General features: G+C 58.2%; 16 protein-coding genes, 1 tRNA gene and 1 pseudogene. 13 read left to right on the top strand and 5 right to left on the bottom strand.

Annotated features, from left to right (window positions below; genetic code table 11):
• The 5 genes and pseudogenes from ACKWJN_RS09595 to ACKWJN_RS09575 form a co-directional block, all read right to left on the bottom strand.
• Nucleotides 1-1,472: FAD-dependent oxidoreductase (locus ACKWJN_RS09595; RefSeq protein WP_408596360.1), on the bottom strand; the 1,472-nt coding region annotated here is incomplete at its 3' end.
• The gene (locus ACKWJN_RS09590) at nucleotides 1,469-2,302 is read right to left on the bottom strand and encodes an ABC transporter ATP-binding protein (RefSeq protein WP_408596358.1); all 834 of its coding nucleotides are present in this window, start codon (nucleotides 2,300-2,302) and stop codon (nucleotides 1,469-1,471) included. The genes ACKWJN_RS09590 and ACKWJN_RS09595, both read right to left, overlap by 4 nt.
• Nucleotides 2,299-3,060 (bottom strand): annotated as a pseudogene (ntrB, locus tag ACKWJN_RS09585) (nitrate ABC transporter permease); the annotation flags it as partial. The gene ACKWJN_RS09590 and the pseudogene ntrB, both read right to left, overlap by 4 nt.
• A 43-nt stretch (nucleotides 3,061-3,103) precedes the next feature.
• Nucleotides 3,104-4,348, bottom strand: coding sequence for a CmpA/NrtA family ABC transporter substrate-binding protein (locus ACKWJN_RS09580; protein WP_408596356.1), 1,245 nt, complete (start codon nucleotides 4,346-4,348; stop codon nucleotides 3,104-3,106).
• Between the two features lie 231 nt (nucleotides 4,349-4,579).
• A complete protein-coding gene (locus tag ACKWJN_RS09575) occupies nucleotides 4,580-5,233 on the bottom strand; it encodes an ANTAR domain-containing response regulator (protein ID WP_408596354.1) in 654 nt (217 codons plus the stop codon).
• Nucleotides 5,234-5,315: 82 nt separating this feature from the next.
• On the opposite strand from ACKWJN_RS09575, the gene tsaD reads away from it, so the two are divergent.
• The 13 genes from tsaD to nuoF all read left to right on the top strand — a co-directional run bounded on the left by tsaD (nucleotide 5,316) and on the right by nuoF (nucleotide 16,329).
• A complete protein-coding gene (gene tsaD, locus ACKWJN_RS09570) occupies nucleotides 5,316-6,356 on the top strand; it encodes a tRNA (adenosine(37)-N6)-threonylcarbamoyltransferase complex transferase subunit TsaD (protein ID WP_408596353.1) in 1,041 nt (346 codons plus the stop codon).
• A gap of 114 nt (nucleotides 6,357-6,470) precedes the next feature.
• Nucleotides 6,471-6,734, top strand: coding sequence for a 30S ribosomal protein S15 (gene rpsO, locus ACKWJN_RS09565; protein WP_100148143.1), 264 nt, complete (start codon nucleotides 6,471-6,473; stop codon nucleotides 6,732-6,734).
• A 231-nt stretch (nucleotides 6,735-6,965) separates the two neighbouring features.
• Nucleotides 6,966-9,200: a polyribonucleotide nucleotidyltransferase gene (gene pnp / locus ACKWJN_RS09560; RefSeq protein ID WP_408596350.1), complete on the top strand. Its 2,235-nt coding sequence runs from the start codon at nucleotides 6,966-6,968 to the stop codon at nucleotides 9,198-9,200.
• Between the two features lie 25 nt (nucleotides 9,201-9,225).
• Nucleotides 9,226-10,230 (top strand): NAD(P)H-quinone oxidoreductase, encoded by a 1,005-nt coding sequence (locus tag ACKWJN_RS09555; RefSeq protein WP_408596362.1) that lies wholly within the window; start codon nucleotides 9,226-9,228, stop codon nucleotides 10,228-10,230.
• Nucleotides 10,227-10,985 (top strand): triose-phosphate isomerase, encoded by a 759-nt coding sequence (gene tpiA, locus ACKWJN_RS09550; RefSeq protein WP_408596348.1) that lies wholly within the window; start codon nucleotides 10,227-10,229, stop codon nucleotides 10,983-10,985. The genes ACKWJN_RS09555 and tpiA overlap by 4 nt, the downstream gene beginning before the upstream one ends.
• 23 nt (nucleotides 10,986-11,008) lie before the next feature.
• The gene (secG, locus tag ACKWJN_RS09545; protein ID WP_408596347.1) at nucleotides 11,009-11,371 is read left to right on the top strand and encodes a preprotein translocase subunit SecG; all 363 of its coding nucleotides are present in this window, start codon (nucleotides 11,009-11,011) and stop codon (nucleotides 11,369-11,371) included.
• A 102-nt stretch (nucleotides 11,372-11,473) separates the two neighbouring features.
• Nucleotides 11,474-11,558: transfer RNA gene (locus ACKWJN_RS09540), tRNA-Leu, on the top strand.
• An 87-nt stretch (nucleotides 11,559-11,645) separates the two neighbouring features.
• A complete protein-coding gene (locus tag ACKWJN_RS09535) occupies nucleotides 11,646-12,005 on the top strand; it encodes an NADH-quinone oxidoreductase subunit A (RefSeq protein WP_408596345.1) in 360 nt (119 codons plus the stop codon).
• A 9-nt stretch (nucleotides 12,006-12,014) separates the two neighbouring features.
• Nucleotides 12,015-12,491 (top strand): NADH-quinone oxidoreductase subunit B family protein, encoded by a 477-nt coding sequence (locus ACKWJN_RS09530; protein ID WP_100132916.1) that lies wholly within the window; start codon nucleotides 12,015-12,017, stop codon nucleotides 12,489-12,491.
• Between the two features lie 14 nt (nucleotides 12,492-12,505).
• Nucleotides 12,506-13,117 carry an NADH-quinone oxidoreductase subunit C gene (locus tag ACKWJN_RS09525; RefSeq protein ID WP_408596342.1) on the top strand — a complete coding sequence of 204 codons (612 nt, stop codon included), beginning with the start codon at nucleotides 12,506-12,508 and terminating at the stop codon, nucleotides 13,115-13,117.
• 2 nt (nucleotides 13,118-13,119) lie between these two features.
• Complete coding sequence (locus tag ACKWJN_RS09520) at nucleotides 13,120-14,373, top strand: NADH-quinone oxidoreductase subunit D (RefSeq protein ID WP_408596341.1); 1,254 nt, start codon at nucleotides 13,120-13,122, stop codon at nucleotides 14,371-14,373.
• Nucleotides 14,370-14,891 (top strand): NADH-quinone oxidoreductase subunit NuoE, encoded by a 522-nt coding sequence (nuoE, locus tag ACKWJN_RS09515; protein ID WP_408596339.1) that lies wholly within the window; start codon nucleotides 14,370-14,372, stop codon nucleotides 14,889-14,891. Before ACKWJN_RS09520 ends, nuoE begins: the two co-directional genes overlap by 4 nt.
• A gap of 85 nt (nucleotides 14,892-14,976) precedes the next feature.
• Nucleotides 14,977-16,329: an NADH-quinone oxidoreductase subunit NuoF gene (gene nuoF, locus ACKWJN_RS09510; RefSeq protein ID WP_408596337.1), complete on the top strand. Its 1,353-nt coding sequence runs from the start codon at nucleotides 14,977-14,979 to the stop codon at nucleotides 16,327-16,329.
• The last annotated feature ends 8 nt before the right edge of the window (nucleotides 16,330-16,337 follow it).

The raw sequence follows: 16,337 nt of genomic DNA, 5'->3' as shown, positions 1-16,337 counted from the left end.
TTCTTTGGCGTGGCCGAGTAGTCACCGCCGGCGGTGTTCGTCAAAATCTGCTCGACCAAGCCAGTGCATGAACCGCAAGATGCGCTGGCTTTGGTGTGCTTGCGCACTTCGTCCAACGTGAACAAACCTTTGTCTTTGATGGCTTTGCAAATCGAGCCTTTTTTGACGCCGTTGCAGCCACAAACTTCGGCATCGTCGGGCATGCTGGCGGCCTTGCTATGACCTTCATGGCCCACGTCGCCAATGTTGGATTCGCCAAACATCAGCTTCTCGCGGATGTCGGCCACGCTGCGACCATCGCGCAGCAACTTGAAATACCAGCTGCCATCCACCGTGTCGCCGTACAGGCAAGCGCCGATGAGTTGGTCGTTGCGAATCACCAGTTTTTTGTACACCCCGTCGTGCGGGTCGCTGAGCACAATTTCTTCGGTGCTGCCATCGGTGCTGCCCATGAAGTCGCCCGCGCTGAACAGGTCAATGCCGGTGACTTTGAGTTTGGTGGACGTCAAGGAACCGGTGTAGCGGCCAATGCCGTACTCGGCCAAATGGTTGGCCAAGACCTTGCCTTGCTCAAACAAAGGCGCGACCAAGCCATACGCAATGCCACGGTGGGCCGCGCACTCACCCACGGCATAGATGCGTGGGTCGGTCACGGTTTGTAAGGTGTCGCTCACCACAATGCCGCGCTCGCAGTGCAAATGCATTTGCTCGGCCAGTGCGGTGTTGGGGCGAATACCCACCGCCATCACCACCAGCTCGGCAGGCACATGCGTGCCGTCTTTGAAGAGCACCGCGCTCACTCGGCCCGAGGCGTCGCCCAGCAACTCTTGCGTTTGTGCACCCAGTCGAAATTGCATGCCACGTTCTTGCAGCGAGCGTTGCAACATGCCGCCAGCCATGCGGTCGAGCTGGCGCTCCATCAGCCATTCGGCCACGTGCACCACCGTCACGGACATGCCGCGTTTCATCAAGCCGTTGGCGGCTTCGAGACCCAACAAACCGCCGCCAATGACCACCGCATGTTGGTATTTTTTGGCCGCATCAATCATGGCCTGGGTGTCGGCCATGTCGCGGTAGGCCAGCACACCGTCGAGTTCGCGCCCCGGGATCGGCAGCATGAACGGGTTAGAACCGGTGGCCAACAGCAAGCGGTCATAAGGCGCGGTACGTCGCTCACCGGTGGCGTTTTCGGCGGTGACCAGGCGTTTGACGCGGTCCACCTCGGTCACCTTCCAGCCGGCATGCAGGGTGATGCTGTTGTCGCGGTACCAGTCAAACGGGTTGAGCACGATCTCGTCCATGGTTTGCTCACCGGCCAAGACCGGCGACAACAAGATGCGGTTGTAGTTGGGGTGCGGCTCGGCACCAAACACCGTGATGTCGTACAGGTCTGGCGTGAGCTTGATCAGCTCTTCCAGCGTGCGCACACCGGCCATGCCGTTGCCAATCATCACCAATTTGAGCTTGTTCATGTTTTCTCCACATGCGCTTGGCGCGTGTACAAAAAGTCGATCACGGCCTTGCGGTACTGCAAGTAGCGCGGATCGTCCGCCAGTTGCACGCGTGAGCGTGGGCGTGGCAGGTCAACACTGAGGACTTCGCCAATTGTCGCGGCAGGGCCATTGGTCATCATCACAATCTTGTCGGACAGCAACACGGCTTCGTCAACATCGTGCGTCACCATCACCACCGTGCTGTGGGTGGCCGCCACGATGGACAGCAACTCGTCTTGCAGCTTGGCCCGTGTCAACGCATCCAATGCGCCAAAGGGCTCGTCCATCAGCAGCACCTGGGGCTCCATGGCCAGGGCGCGTGCAATGCCCACGCGTTGCTTCATGCCGCCTGAAATTTCGCCGGGGCGCTTGTGTGCCGCATGGCTCAAACCCACCAAGTCCAGGGCTGCATCGGTGCGGGCTTTGAGTTGCAGCTTGGTTTCTTTGGCTTTGCCGTCCACCAAGCCGGATTGGCCAAACACACGCTCCACGCCAAGGTAGATGTTTTCGTAGCAAGTCAACCACGGCAGCAGCGAGTGGTTTTGGAACACCACGGCACGCTCTGGACCGGGCCCTGAGATTTCGCGGTTGGCGCAAATCAGGTTGCCTTGGGTGGGGGTCGTCAATCCGGCGATCAGGTTGAGCAGGGTGGACTTGCCGCAACCGGAGTGGCCAATGAGGGCGACAAACTCACCTTTGGCCACGGTCAGGTCGATGTCGCGCAGCGCGGGGAAGTCGCCTTTGGCGGTGCGAAAGGTTTGGGCCACGCCCTGGATTTCTAAGAACTTGTGGGTCAGCGAGGCATTCATGAACGCACCTCCTCAAAGGTAAATGCGGTGGCGAGTTTGATGAGTGCGTACTCCAGCACCAAGCCCACGATGCCAATCACAAAGATGGCGATGATGATGTTCTTGACGTTCAGGTTGTTCCATTCGTCCCAGACCCAAAATCCAATGCCCACACCACCGGTCAGCATCTCGGCGGCGACGATCACCAGCCACGCCGTGCCCACCGCCAAGCGCACGCCTGTGAGCATGTAGGGCAGCACCGCAGGGAACAAAATTTTGGTGATGATCTTCCACTCCGACAGGTTGAGCACTCGCGCCACGTTCATGTAGTCCTGGGGCACGCGTTGCACGCCCACCGCCGTGTTGATGACCATGGGCCAGATCGAGCAAATGAAGATGGTCCAAATCGCCGCAGGGTTGGCCCCCTTGAAAACCAACAAACCAATCGGCAACCAAGCCAACGGGGATACGGGGCGCAACAAGCTGATGAGCGGGTTGAACATGCGGGACAAAAACTCGAAGCGCCCGATCAAAAAGCCCATCGGAATTCCCACCAGGGCGGCCAAACCAAAGCCCATGGCCACGCGCTTGAGCGAGCTCAGCACGTTCCAGCCCACGCCTTGGTCGTTGGGGCCGTTGCTGTAGAAGGGGTCACTGAACACGGTGATGGCTTGCACCAGGGTGGCGCTGGGGGAGGGGAAGTTGTTGGTGCTGCTGAGCGACACCAACGACCAAATGCCCACCAGCAGGGCCAGCCCCAGAAAGGGTGGCAATGCTTGCGACAGCAGCGATTTGAAAGAGCGAGCCAACATGCCGTGGTCCTTAAGCTTTGACTTTGAAACCGTCGGCGTATTTCTTGGGGTCTTTGCCGTCCCACACCACGCCGTCGACCAACTTGCTGGTGCGCATCACGTCCTTGGGCACCGGCGTTTTGCTGGCCGTGGCCGCTTGCTTGTACACATCCAGGTGGTTGATTTCTTTGGCCACGTTCAGGTAGTCGGGGTGGTCTTTGAGCAAACCCCAGCGCTTGTGCTGGGTCAAGAACCACATGCCGTCCGAGAGGTAAGGGAAGGTGGCTTGACCATCGGCATAAAACTTCATGTGGTGGGGGTCGTCCCAGGTTTTGCCCAAACCGTTTTGGTAGCGGCCCAAGATGCGTTGGTTGATCACATCCACACTGGTGTTGACGTAGGCCTTGTCGGCAATCGTCTCGGCCATCTTCATCTTGTTTTGCAAGCCCGCGTCAATCCACTTGCCCGCTTCCAAAATGGCGGCTGTCACGGCGCGTGCGGTGTTGGGGTATTTCTTGACGAACTCGGCGGTGGTGCCCAGCACTTTCTCAGGGTGGTCTTGCCAAATGTCTTGGGTGGTGGTGGCCGTGATGCCAATGCCATCGGCAATGGCGCGGTGGCCCCAAGGTTCACCCACACAGTAGCCGTCCATGTTGCCCACGCGCATATTGGCCACCATCTGGGGCGGTGGCACGGTGATGACCTTGGCTTCTTTGAGCGGGTTGATGCCCACGCTGGCCAACCAGTAATACAACCACATGGCGTGGGTGCCGGTGGGGAAAGTTTGGGCAAAGGTGTATTCGCGCTTTTCAGTGTTCATCAACTTGGCCAAGCTGGCGGCATCCACGGCCCCTTTGTCTGCCAGCTTTTTGCTCAAGGTGATGGCCTGCCCGTTTTGGTTGAGCGTCATCAGCACGGCCATGTCTTTCTTCGGACCCGAGGTGCCCAGGTGCACGCCGTAGACCAAGCCATAGAGCACGTGGGCAAAGTCCAACTCGCCGTTGACCAATTTGTCGCGCACACCGGCCCAACTGGCTTCCTTGGTGGGGATGATTTTGACGCCGTATTTTTTGTCGATGCCCAGCACCGAGGCCATGACCACGCTGGCGCAGTCGGTCAGCGGAATGAAGCCAATGCGCACTTCTTCCTTTTCGGGCTTGTCCGAGCCTTGGGCGTAGACGGCAGCGCGCAAGGCTGGGGCGATGGTGAGGGCACTGGCGGTGGCAGCTTGCAAGACATTGCGACGGCTCATGGGGGTCTCCAACAGATCGGACATGAATCACTCCTTGAAAAAAACAGGCAACTCCAAAAGCGTTGAGGCAAAGAAAAAGGCGTCCGCAGAGACAGCTCGTGAAAGCCATGTCTGGGGACGCCTTTGTCCGTTCAAACCTTGGAGGGTTATGTCTTGGTCTTGCAAAGCTTGTGCCAGCTCAACCTAGGCATTTCGACGCATGACTTGCCCTTATTGAGTGCGCAATCAGGTGCATTCAGGGCGAAGTGCACCAACTTAGGACAACAGGTCTGCCATGTCCAAGATGCGTTGCGCCACCTCGCCCAATTTGAGGCCTTTGTCCATGGCCACTTTGCGCAATTTGGCATGGGCTTGAACTTCAGTCAGTGCTAGTTTGTCCATCAGCAGGGCTTTGGCGCGCTCCACCAGACCACGCTCATTCAGTGCATGGCGAGCTTGGTCGCGCTCATGGCGCAGGTTTTCTTCGTACTCAAAGCGCGCCATCGCCACATCCAAGATGGGACGAATGCGCGTGCTGGAGAGGCCATCCACGATGTAGGCAGAAACGCCTACTGCCACCGCATCGCGCACATGGCTGGTGTCATCGTCATCGGTGAACAACACAATCGGGCGCCGTTCGTCTCGGGTGGCAAACACCACATGTTCAAGGGCGTCGCGCGCCTCTGACTCGGCGTCCACAATGATCAGGTCAGGTTGCAATTGGCTGATGCGGTCGGCCAAAAATACGTCGGCAGGAAGTGTGGCAATGAGGTTGAACCCACTTTCTAACAAGCCGATGCGCAGCGCCCGTGAGCGTTGTGCCTGGGTGCGGGCGTGGTCGTCATCCGGGTCGCTCACCACCAAGTCGGGCGCCACCACCACGATGCGCAAGGCCTCTTGGGGTCTGGACTTCTTGGGGCTGGCTTTCATTCAGGAAACTTTCAAGGCAAACGCGGTGTCATCACGTGTCATGCAAGTTGTGCGCCAATCGACCCACCTAAACTCTGCCTCTATGTTGATCCTTGGTATTGAATCTTCTTGTGACGAAACCGGTGTGGCGTTGGTGCGTGCTGAGGGCCAGGCTTTGCCTCGCTTGTTGTCGCATGCCCTTTTCAGTCAAATTGCCATGCACCAGGCCTATGGCGGCGTGGTGCCTGAGTTGGCCAGCCGCGACCACATTCGCCGCGTGATTCCGCTGACGCGGGAGGTCTTGGCTGGGGCGCACCAAAGCTTGCAAGAGGTGGATGTGGTGGCCTACACCCGCGGACCAGGCTTGGCGGGTGCCTTGTTGGTCGGGGCGGGTGTGGCATGCGCTTTGGGGGCGGCTTTGGGCAAGCCCGTGTTGGGTGTGCACCATTTAGAAGGCCATTTGCTGTCGCCGTTTTTGAGTGAGGATGCCCCCGAGTTTCCTTTCGTGGCCTTGTTGGTCTCGGGTGGGCACACGCAGTTGATGCAAGTCGACGGCGTGGGGCGGTATGTCTTGTTGGGTGAAACCATTGACGACGCGGCAGGGGAGGCCTTTGACAAATCAGCCAAGTTGATGGGCTTGGGTTACCCAGGTGGACCCGCTTTGTCTCGGCTGGCGCAGCAGGGCGACCGAACGGCCTTCAAGTTGCCACGTCCTTTGCTGCACAGCGGAGATTTGGATTTTTCGTTTGCCGGGCTCAAAACAGCGGTTCTCACGCAAGCGCAAAAGCTGGGTGATCAACTCGCAGCCCGCAAAGCCGATTTGGCCGCTTCCACCGAGGCCGCGATTGTGGAGGTACTGCTGAAAAAATCGTTGGCCGCTTTGCGCCAGACCGGGTTGAAGCGTTTGGTGGTGGCGGGGGGTGTGGGGGCCAATCGCCATCTGCGAGAGCAGCTCAACGCGGCTTGTGCGCGTTTGAATGTGCGGGTGCACTACCCTGAGCTGCATTTGTGCACCGACAACGGCGCCATGATTGCCATGGCGGCTGCCATGCGCTTGCAGTCCCAGCCCGCTGGCGCCAAGGGGCTGTCAACCACCTACAGTTTTGACATCAAACCCCGCTGGCCCTTGGCCGAGCTGGCCTGAAATGGCCCTGTATGGGGGTTTGCTATACTCTGCGGGCTTTACCGTTTGGGTAGAGCAAGCACGTTGGGCCTAAGTTCCAAGGCCCAACGCAAGTCAAACATCAAAGGAAAACACATGCTGACTGCAAAAATTGCTGAAGTTGTCAAAGACAACGCACGCGCCGCTGGTGATACAGGTAGTCCTGAAGTGCAAGTTGCACTGCTGACCGCCCGCATCAACGAACTCACGCCTCACTTCAAAACCCACGCCAAAGACCACCATGGTCGTCGTGGCTTGTTGCGCATGGTGAGCCGTCGCCGTAAATTGCTCGACTACCTCAAGTCCAAAGACTTTGACCGTTACGCTGCTCTGATCGCCAAGCTTGGCCTGCGCAAGTAACTTCTGAAGTTCGCGACAAACGCCTGAGTTATTTGAATAGCTCAGGCGTTTTGCACTTGTTGCACTGAATTTTTCAACCGACGGAACAGAACGAGGCGCAGATTCGAAAAGCTGTGTCATTCCAAAAAAGCGGACCTGTGGGGTTTTTTTGGAATGGCATCGTTTGCTGCACCAGTTCCTCCGGGCTTCGGCGAAGTGGCCTGCACTTCCCAAACTCTTTAGGAGAAAAACATGTCACTTTTCAACAAAGTCACCAAAACCTTCCAGTGGGGCCAACACACGGTCACCATGGAAACCGGCGAAGTTGCCCGTCAAGCTGGCGGCGCTGTGCTCGTCAACATGGACGACACCGTGGTCTTGGCCACGGTCGTGGGTTCGAAGATTGCCAAAGCGGGCCAAGACTTCTTCCCCTTGACGGTGGACTACATTGAGAAAACCTACGCCGCCGGCAAGATCCCTGGCAGCTTTTTCAAGCGCGAAGCCAAGCCCAGCGAACACGAGACGCTGACCAGTCGCCTGATCGACCGCCCGATCCGTCCTTTGTTCCCAGAAGGTTTCTACAACGACGTGCACGTGGTGATTCACACCGTGTCCTTGAACCCTGAAGTGGATGCTGACATCGCCGCCTTGATCGCCGTGTCCGCTGCCTTGAGCATCTCTGGCATTCCTTTCAACGGCCCCATTGGTGCCGCGCGCGTGGGTTACATCAACGGCGAATACGTGTTGAACCCCGGCCAAACCCAGCGCAAAGACAGCGTGATGGACTTGGTGGTGGCTGGCACTGAAGCCGCTGTGTTGATGGTGGAGTCTGAGGCTCAGCAACTGTCGGAAGACATCATGTTGGGTGCCGTGGTCTTCGGTCATGAGCAAGGCAACATTGCCATCAACGCCATCCAGGAGTTGGTGCGCGACGCTGGCAAACCCGCTTGGGATTGGACTGCGCCTGCCAAGGACGAGCCGCTGATCGCCAAGGTCAACGCACAAGCTGAAGACAAGCTGCGCGCTGCTTACCAAATCCGCAACAAACAAGCCCGTACCCATGCTTGCCGCGAAGCCTATGCCGCCGTCATGGCCGGCCTCAAGGCAGATGGTGTGGAGTTTGACGCCGTCAAAGTCGAGAGCATGTTGTTCGACATCGAAGCGCGCATCGTGCGCAGCCAAATTTTGGCGGGCGAGCCTCGCATCGACGGTCGCGACACGCGCACCGTGCGCCCGATCGAAATCCGCAACAGCGTGTTGCCCCGTACCCACGGTTCGGCCTTGTTCACGCGTGGTGAAACCCAGGCCTTGGTGGTGACCACCTTGGGAACCGAGCGCGATGCGCAGCGCATCGACGCTTTGGCGGGTGAATACGAAGACCGTTTCATCATGCACTACAACATGCCTCCCTTTGCCACCGGCGAAGTCGGTCGCATGGGCAGCACCAAGCGCCGCGAAATCGGCCACGGTCGTTTGGCCAAGCGCGCCGTGGTGGCGGTGTTGCCAAGCAAAGAAGAGTTCCCCTACACCCTGCGTGTGGTGTCTGAAATCACCGAGTCCAACGGTTCTTCTTCCATGGCTTCGGTCTGCGGCGGCTGCTTGTCGTTGATGGACGCTGGCGTGCCGATGAAAGCCCACGTGGCGGGTATCGCCATGGGCCTGATCAAAGAAGGCAACCGTTTTGCCGTGCTGACCGACATCTTGGGTGACGAGGATCACCTGGGCGATATGGACTTCAAAGTGGCCGGTACCACCCACGGCATCACCGCGTTGCAAATGGACATCAAGATCCAAGGCATCACCAAAGAAATCATGCAAGTGGCTTTGGCTCAGGCCAAAGAGGCTCGCATGCACATCTTGGGCAAGATGCAAGACGCCATGGGCGAAGCCAACACGCAAGTGTCTGACTTTGCGCCCAAGCTCTTCACCATGAAGATCAACCCCGAAAAAATCCGCGACGTGATTGGCAAGGGTGGCTCTGTCATCCGTGCGTTGACCGAAGAAACCGGTTGCCAAATCAACATCGACGAAGACGGCACCATCACCATCGCCGCCACCGACGGCGACAAGGCCGAAGAAGCCAAGAAGCGCATCGAGCAAATCACGGCAGAAGTTGAAATTGGCAAGGTCTACGAAGGCCCGATCACCAAGATCTTGGACTTCGGTGCCTTGGTCAACCTGTTGCCAGGCAAAGACGGTTTGCTGCACATCAGCCAAATCAGCCACGAGCGCATTGCCAAGGTCACCGATGTGTTGGCCGAAGGTCAGATCGTGCGCGTCAAAGTGTTGGAGACGGATGAAAAAGGCCGCGTCAAGCTGTCGATGAAAGCCTTGACCGAGCGTCCTGCTGCTGAGCATCAGGGTGAGCATCAAGGCGAGCAGCGTCACCACCGCGGTGAGCGCCAGCATGCAGACCACCAGCAGGCTGAATCCCAGCACGCTGAGCGTCCCCATGCAGGTGATGCCCATCCAGACCACCAGTCTTGATTGGACAGCCCAGGTGACGGACATGATGCGCATTGTTGAGATCACATCGCCCGGCGCCCCTGAGGTGCTGCGCCCTGCCCAACGGCCTATGCCGGTTGCGGGCGCGGGCGAGTTGCTGATTCGCGTCAGCGCCAGTGGCGTGAACCGCCCTGACGTGTTGCAGCGCACCGGCAACTACCCGGTCCCTCCTGGTGCATCGGATGTTCCTGGGTTGGAGGTGGCCGGTGTCATCGATTCGGGCGACACAGCGGCTCTGGCTGCTGCTGGCTTGAAAGTGGGCGACCGGGTGTGCGCCTTGGTGGCGGGTGGCGGTTATGCCGACCATTGCGTGGCCCCTGTGGGTCAGTGCTTGCCCGTCCCCAAAGGCTTGAGCGATGTCGAGGCAGCTTCGCTGCCCGAGACCTTCTTCACGGTCTGGAGCAATGTGTTCGACCGCGGTCGTTTGCAGGCAGGGGAGACCTTGTTGGTGCAGGGCGGCTCCAGCGGTATCGGTGTCACCGCCATTCAGATGGCCAAAGCCTTGGGAGCCCAAGTCATCGTCACGGCGGGCAGCGACGACAAATGCGCTGCCTGTGTGGCGCTCGGGGCTGATCACGCCATCAATTACAAAACACATGACTTTGTCGCTGAGGTCAAACGCCTCACCGATGGCAAAGGCGTGGATGTGGTGCTTGACATGGTGGCCGGTGACTATGTGGCGCGTGAAGTGGAGTGCCTGGCAGAAGATGGTCGTTTGGTCATCATCGCCGTGCAAGGTGGGGTCAAGAGCGGTTTCAATGCCGGCTTGGTTTTGCGTCGTCGTTTGACCATCACAGGTTCAACCTTGCGCCCACGTCCCGTCACGTTCAAAGCCGCTATCGCCAACCGTTTGCGCCAGCATGTGTGGCCCCTGATCGAAGCCGGACAAATCAAACCGGTGATTCATTCGACCTTTGACGCTGCCGCTCTCGATGGTGCTGAACAGGCCCACCGTTTGATGGAGTCGAACCAGCACATCGGCAAGATTGTGTTGACTTGGAGCTTGTCATGAAACAAAAACTCGTTGCAGGCAATTGGAAGATGAACGGCAGCTTGGCTGCCAACGAGGCTTTGGTGCAAGGCATTGCACAAGGATTAAACGCAGCACTTGCGGGTCAGCAGGCGCAAGTGGCGGTGTGTGTGCCAGCAGCCTATTTGTCGCAAGTGCAGCAACTCACGCAGGGCTCGGCCATTGAGCTGGGCGCACAAGACCTGTCCAGCTATGAGCAAGGGGCCTACACCGGTGAAATTTCTGCTGCCATGTTGCAAGACTTCGCGGTGCGTTTCGCCATCGTGGGTCATTCTGAGCGTCGTCAATACCACGCAGAAAGTGATGAACTGGTGGCTGTCAAGGCGCAACGCGCCTTGTCTGCTGGCATCACACCCATCGTGTGTGTGGGCGAAACTTTGGCTGAGCGTGAAGCCGGTCAAACCGAAGCGGTGGTGAAGCGCCAACTGGCTGCCGTCATCCACACCAACGGGCATTGCATCAGCGAGATCGTGGTGGCCTATGAACCCGTGTGGGCCATTGGCACAGGTCTCACAGCCACGCCAGAGCAAGCGCAAGCCGTGCATGCCGTCTTGCGTGCGCAACTGCAGGCGGCTACCTCGCATGCGGACCGTGTTCAGATTCTTTATGGCGGCAGCATGAATGCCGCCAACGCGGCTCAATTGTTGAGCCAACCAGACATTGATGGGGGTTTGATTGGCGGTGCGGCGTTGAAACCGGCTGACTTTTTGACCATCATTGCAGCGGCAGCCCGCTGAGACACAGCTATTTCGGAGTTTTTATGAATTTGATCCTCAACATCGTTCAAGTGGTCCAGTTGTTGGCCGCTTTGGCCATGGTCGGCCTGATCTTGGTGCAGCACGGCAAAGGTGCCGACATGGGCGCAGCTTTCGGCAGTGGCAGTTCGGGGAGCTTGTTTGGTGCCAGTGGTGGCGCAAACTTTTTATCCCGTACCACCGGTGTGTTGGCGGCGGTATTTTTTGTCTGCACGCTGGCCCTGGCCTACTTCGGCAATCTGCGTCCTGCCAGTTCGGGCAGTGTGCTCGAAGGTGCTGTGGTGATGCCTGCTGCCGGTGCATCGGCCGATGCGATCCCTGCCGCTGTGGTGCCTGCATCGGGTGCCGCACAAATCCCAACGAAGTGAACACAAAACCTCAGGTCTCAGAGAGAAAATCACTCTTTTCAGGGTAAACTCTGAGGCTGTTCTGCAGACGTTATTCCTCTTCGTTTTGCAGAACACATACAAGCCGTCGTGGTGAAATTGGTAGACACGCTATCTTGAGGGGGTAGTGGCGAAAGCTGTGCGAGTTCGAGTCTCGCCGACGGCACCATCCAAACAAAGTCTGCTGTCAACTTGGTGTCAACCGGTTGAGGCAGACTCGCAGACTAAGAACAACTAGTCCTACCGCGAGATTGCGATGAGCCTTGAACAGTACCTCCCCGTCCTCCTGTTTATCCTTGTAGGCCTTGGCGTGGGGGTAGCCCCCCAAGTTCTGGGTTATCTCTTGGGCCCTAATCGCCCCGATCCAGCCAAAAACTCGCCTTACGAGTGCGGTTTTGAGGCGTTTGAAGATGCCCGCATGAAGTTCGATGTGCGGTATTACCTGATCGCCATCCTTTTTATTTTGTTCGACCTCGAAATTGCATTTTTGTTTCCTTGGGCCGTTGCGCTCAAGGAAATTGGTTTCATTGGCTTCATCGACATGATGATCTTCCTTGCCATCCTCGTAGTCGGCTTCGCCTACATGTGGATCAAGGGCGCCATCGACTGGGAATAAGGACCGACTATGTCACTTGAAGGCGTTTTCAAAGAAGGCTTCATCACCACGTCCTACGACTCGGTGGTGAACTGGGCCAAGACCGGCTCGCTGTGGCCCATGACCTTTGGTCTGGCTTGCTGCGCGGTGGAGATGATGCATGCGGGCGCTGCCCGTTACGACATTGACCGCTTTGGCATGTTGTTTCGCCCGAGTCCTCGCCAGTCCGACTTGATGATCGTGGCCGGCACCTTGTGCAACAAGATGGCCCCTGCCTTGCGCAAGGTCTATGACCAAATGTCGGAGCCGCGTTGGGTCTTGTCCATGGGTTCATGCGCCAACGGCGGCGGCTATTACCACTACAGCTATTCGGTGGTGCGCGGCTGTGACCGTGTGGTGCCGGTGGATGTGTATGTGCCCGGTTGCCCGCCCACGGCGGAAGCCTTGTTGTATGGCATCTTGCAATTGCAAAGCAAGATTCGCCGCGAAAACACCATTGCCCGCTGAGCAGGACTGCGACCATGAGCCACTCCATTCACACGCTCCAAGCCAACCTGCAAGAGGTGTTGGGCGACAACATCCAACAACTTGATGCGGCCTTGGGCGAAGTCACGCTGACCGTGTCAGCCGTCAACTACCACGCGGTCATGCAGACCTTGCGCGATGACGCGCGCTTGGGCTTTGAGCAACTCATCGACTTGTGTGGCTTGGACTACTCCAGCTACAAAGACGGTGCCCATTCCAAATTCACCGACGCGCCGCGCTTTGCGGTGGTGAGCCATTTGCTGTCCATTGCCCACAACTGGCGCTTGCGCGTGCGGGTTTTTGCTGTGAGCGATGACATGCCCTTGGTGGCTTCGGTCAACGATGTGTGGAATTCCGCCAACTGGTTCGAGCGCGAAGCCTTCGATCTGTTTGGCATCGTGTTTGAAGGCCACGAAGACCTGCGTCGCATCTTGACCGACTATGGCTTCATTGGCCACCCATTCCGCAAAGACTTCCCGACCTCGGGCTATGTCGAAATGCGTTACGACGCTGAACAAAAACGTGTGGTGTACCAGCCGGTCACCATTGAGCCGCGTGAAATCACGCCGCGCATCATCCGCGAAGACAACTACGGCAGCACGCACTGATCATGGCTGATATCAAAAACTACACCCTCAACTTAGGGCCACAACACCCGGCTGCGCACGGTGTGCTGCGCCTGGTGCTCGAACTCGACGGTGAAGTGGTGCAACGCGCCGATCCGCACATCGGTCTGCTGCACCGCGCCACCGAAAAACTGGCCGAGAGCAAAACCTACATCCAATCGCTGCCCTACATGGACCGTCTGGATTACGTGTCCATGATGAGCAATGAGCACGCGTACTGCTTGGCGATTGAAAAAATGATGGGCATCGACGTGCCCGAGCGCGCCCAGTACATCCGCGTGATGTACGCCGAAATCACCCGCTTGCTCAACCACTTGCTGTGGTTGGGTTGTCATGGGTTCGATTGCGGTGCGATGAACATCTTGATTTATTGCTTCCGTGAACGCGAAGACCTGTTTGACATGTACGAGGCGGTGTCGGGCGCCCGCATGCATGCGGCTTATTTCCGTCCAGGCGGCGTGTACCGCGACTTGCCCGACACCATGCCCCAGTACAAGGCCAGCAAGGTGCGCAACGCCAAAGCCATCGCGCGTTTGAACGACAACCGCCAAGGCTCTTTGCTCGATTTCATCGACGACTTCACGCAACGCTTCCCCAAGCTGGTGGACGAGTACGAAACCCTGTTGACCGACAACCGCATCTGGAAGCAGCGCTTGGTCGATGTCGGCATCGTCACGCCAGAGCGTGCCAAAAATCTCGGCTTCACCGGTGCCATGCTGCGTGGCTCGGGCATCGCCTGGGACTTGCGCAAACACCAGCCGTATGACGTGTATGACCGCATGGACTTCGACATCCCTGTGGGCAAGACCGGTGACTGCTATGACCGTTACTTGGTGCGTGTGGAAGAAATGCGCCAGTCCAACCGCATCATCCAGCAGTGCGTGCAATGGTTGCGTGTCAACCCAGGCCCTGTCATCACCGACAACCACAAGGTGGCTGCGCCCAGCCGTGAAGGCATGAAGTCCAACATGGAAGAGCTGATCCACCACTTCAAGCTCTTCACCGAAGGTTTCCATGTGCCCGAAGGCGAGGCTTATGCCGCTGTCGAGCACCCCAAAGGCGAGTTTGGCATTTACCTCGTGAGCGACGGTGCCAACAAGCCTTACCGATTGAAAATTCGCGCCCCTGGTTTTGCCCACTTGGCAGCCATGGATGAAATGGCGCGTGGCCACATGATCGCCGACACCGTGGCGGTGATTGGCACCATGGACATTGTGTTCGGGGAAATTGACCGATGAGTTCTCACACCAGCACCCACAGCCCCGCGCTGTCGGCCCAAACCTACGCGCGTTTCGACCACGAAGTGGCCAAGTACCCCGATGACCAAAAGCAGTCGGCCGTGATGGCCTGCTTGGCCATCGTGCAGCAAGAGCAGGGCTTCGTCAGCGCCGACAGCGAGCGCGCCATTGCCGAGCACCTGGGCATGGCGCCCATGGCGGTGCATGAAGTGACCACCTTCTACAACATGTACAACCTGCAACCGGTTGGCAAGTTCAAGATCAACGTCTGCACCAACTTGCCCTGCCAGTTGCGCAACGGCCAAGCGGCTTTGGTGCACTTGGTGAAAAAGCTGGGCATTGAGGTGGGTGAAACCACTGCGGATGGCCTGTTCACGGTGCAGCCCGGTGAGTGCATGGGCGCTTGCGCGGATGCCCCGGTGTTGCTGGTCAACGACCGCACCATGTGCAGCTACATGAGCCACGACAAGATCGACCAGTTGGTCGATGGTTTGCGTGCGGTGAAGGAAAACACATGATGCCCCCTCGTTCATCGCTGCGCGTATTCACTGCCCTCCGAGGGGGCACTGGCCTTCCTTGGGGCGGCCCTGCGGGAGTCCAACCATGAATCTCCAACACCTGCTTTCTCAATTTCAGACCAACGCGGTCGAAACTTGCTTTCATGGCCGTCACCTGGGCCCCCAAATTTTGGCCGACTTGAACGGCAGCAACTGGTCGCTGCAAGACTATGTGGCGCGTGGTGGCTACCAAGCCTTGCGCAAAATCTTGGGCCAAGACGGCGGCGAGGGCCTGACCCAAGACCAAGTCATTGCCACTGTCAAAGAGTCGGGCCTGCGCGGTCGCGGCGGTGCGGGCTTTCCTACTGGCTTGAAGTGGAGCTTCATGCCCCGCCAATTTCCGGGCCAAAAGTATTTGGTGTGTAACTCGGACGAAGGTGAGCCGGGTACTTGCAAAGACCGTGAGATCTTGCAGCACAACCCGCACATCGTGATCGAAGGCATGGCCATTGCCGCCTATGCCATGGGCATCAGCGTGGGTTACAACTACATCCACGGCGAAATTTTCCAAACCTACGAACGCTTTGAAGCAGCCCTCGAAGAGGCGCGTGCAGCCGGCTTTTTGGGCAACCACATCATGGGCTCGAACTTCAGCTTCCAGTTGCATGCCGCCCACGGTTTTGGCGCTTACATCTGCGGCGAAGAAACCGCGCTGTTGGAGTCGCTCGAAGGCAAGAAGGGCCAACCCCGCTTCAAGCCACCGTTCCCCGCCAGCTTTGGTTTGTACGGCAAGCCCACCACCATCAACAACACCGAAACCTTCGCGGCTGTGCCGTGGATCATCCGCAACGGGGGGCAGGCTTACCTCGAATGCGGCAAGCCCAACAACGGCGGCACCAAGATCTTCTCGGTCAGTGGTGACGTGGAGCGTCCTGGCAACTACGAAATCCCCATGGGCACACCGTTCTCCAAATTGCTGGAGTTGGCCGGTGGCGTGCGCCAAGGTCGCCAGCTCAAAGCGGTGATTCCTGGCGGATCATCGGCCCCGGTGTTGCCAGCCCACATCATCATGGACTGCACCATGGACTACGACTCGATCGCCAAAGCGGGCTCGATGTTGGGTTCGGGCGCTGTCATCGTGATGGACGATTCACGCTGCATGGTCAAGAGCCTGCAACGCCTGAGCTATTTCTACATGCACGAATCGTGTGGCCAATGCACGCCTTGCCGCGAAGGCACCGGTTGGCTGTGGCGCATGGTCGACCGCTTGGAGCGCGGCGAGGGCCGACCCAGCGACATGGACTTGTTGGACAACGTGGCAGAAAACATCATGGGCCGCACGATTTGCGCCTTGGGTGACGCCGCCGCCATGCCTGTGCGCGGCATGCTCAAACATTTCCGCCACGAATTTGAACACCACATCACGCACAAGACCTGCATGGTCCCGGCGTACGTTTGACGGATAAG

It is taken from the genome of Limnohabitans sp. (assembly GCF_046052825.1).
In the GTDB taxonomy this organism is placed as follows: Bacteria; Pseudomonadota; Gammaproteobacteria; order Burkholderiales; family Burkholderiaceae_C; genus Limnohabitans.
The sequence above is the reverse complement of the archived record's forward strand: the minus strand, read 5'-3'. Positions and strand labels throughout refer to the sequence as shown.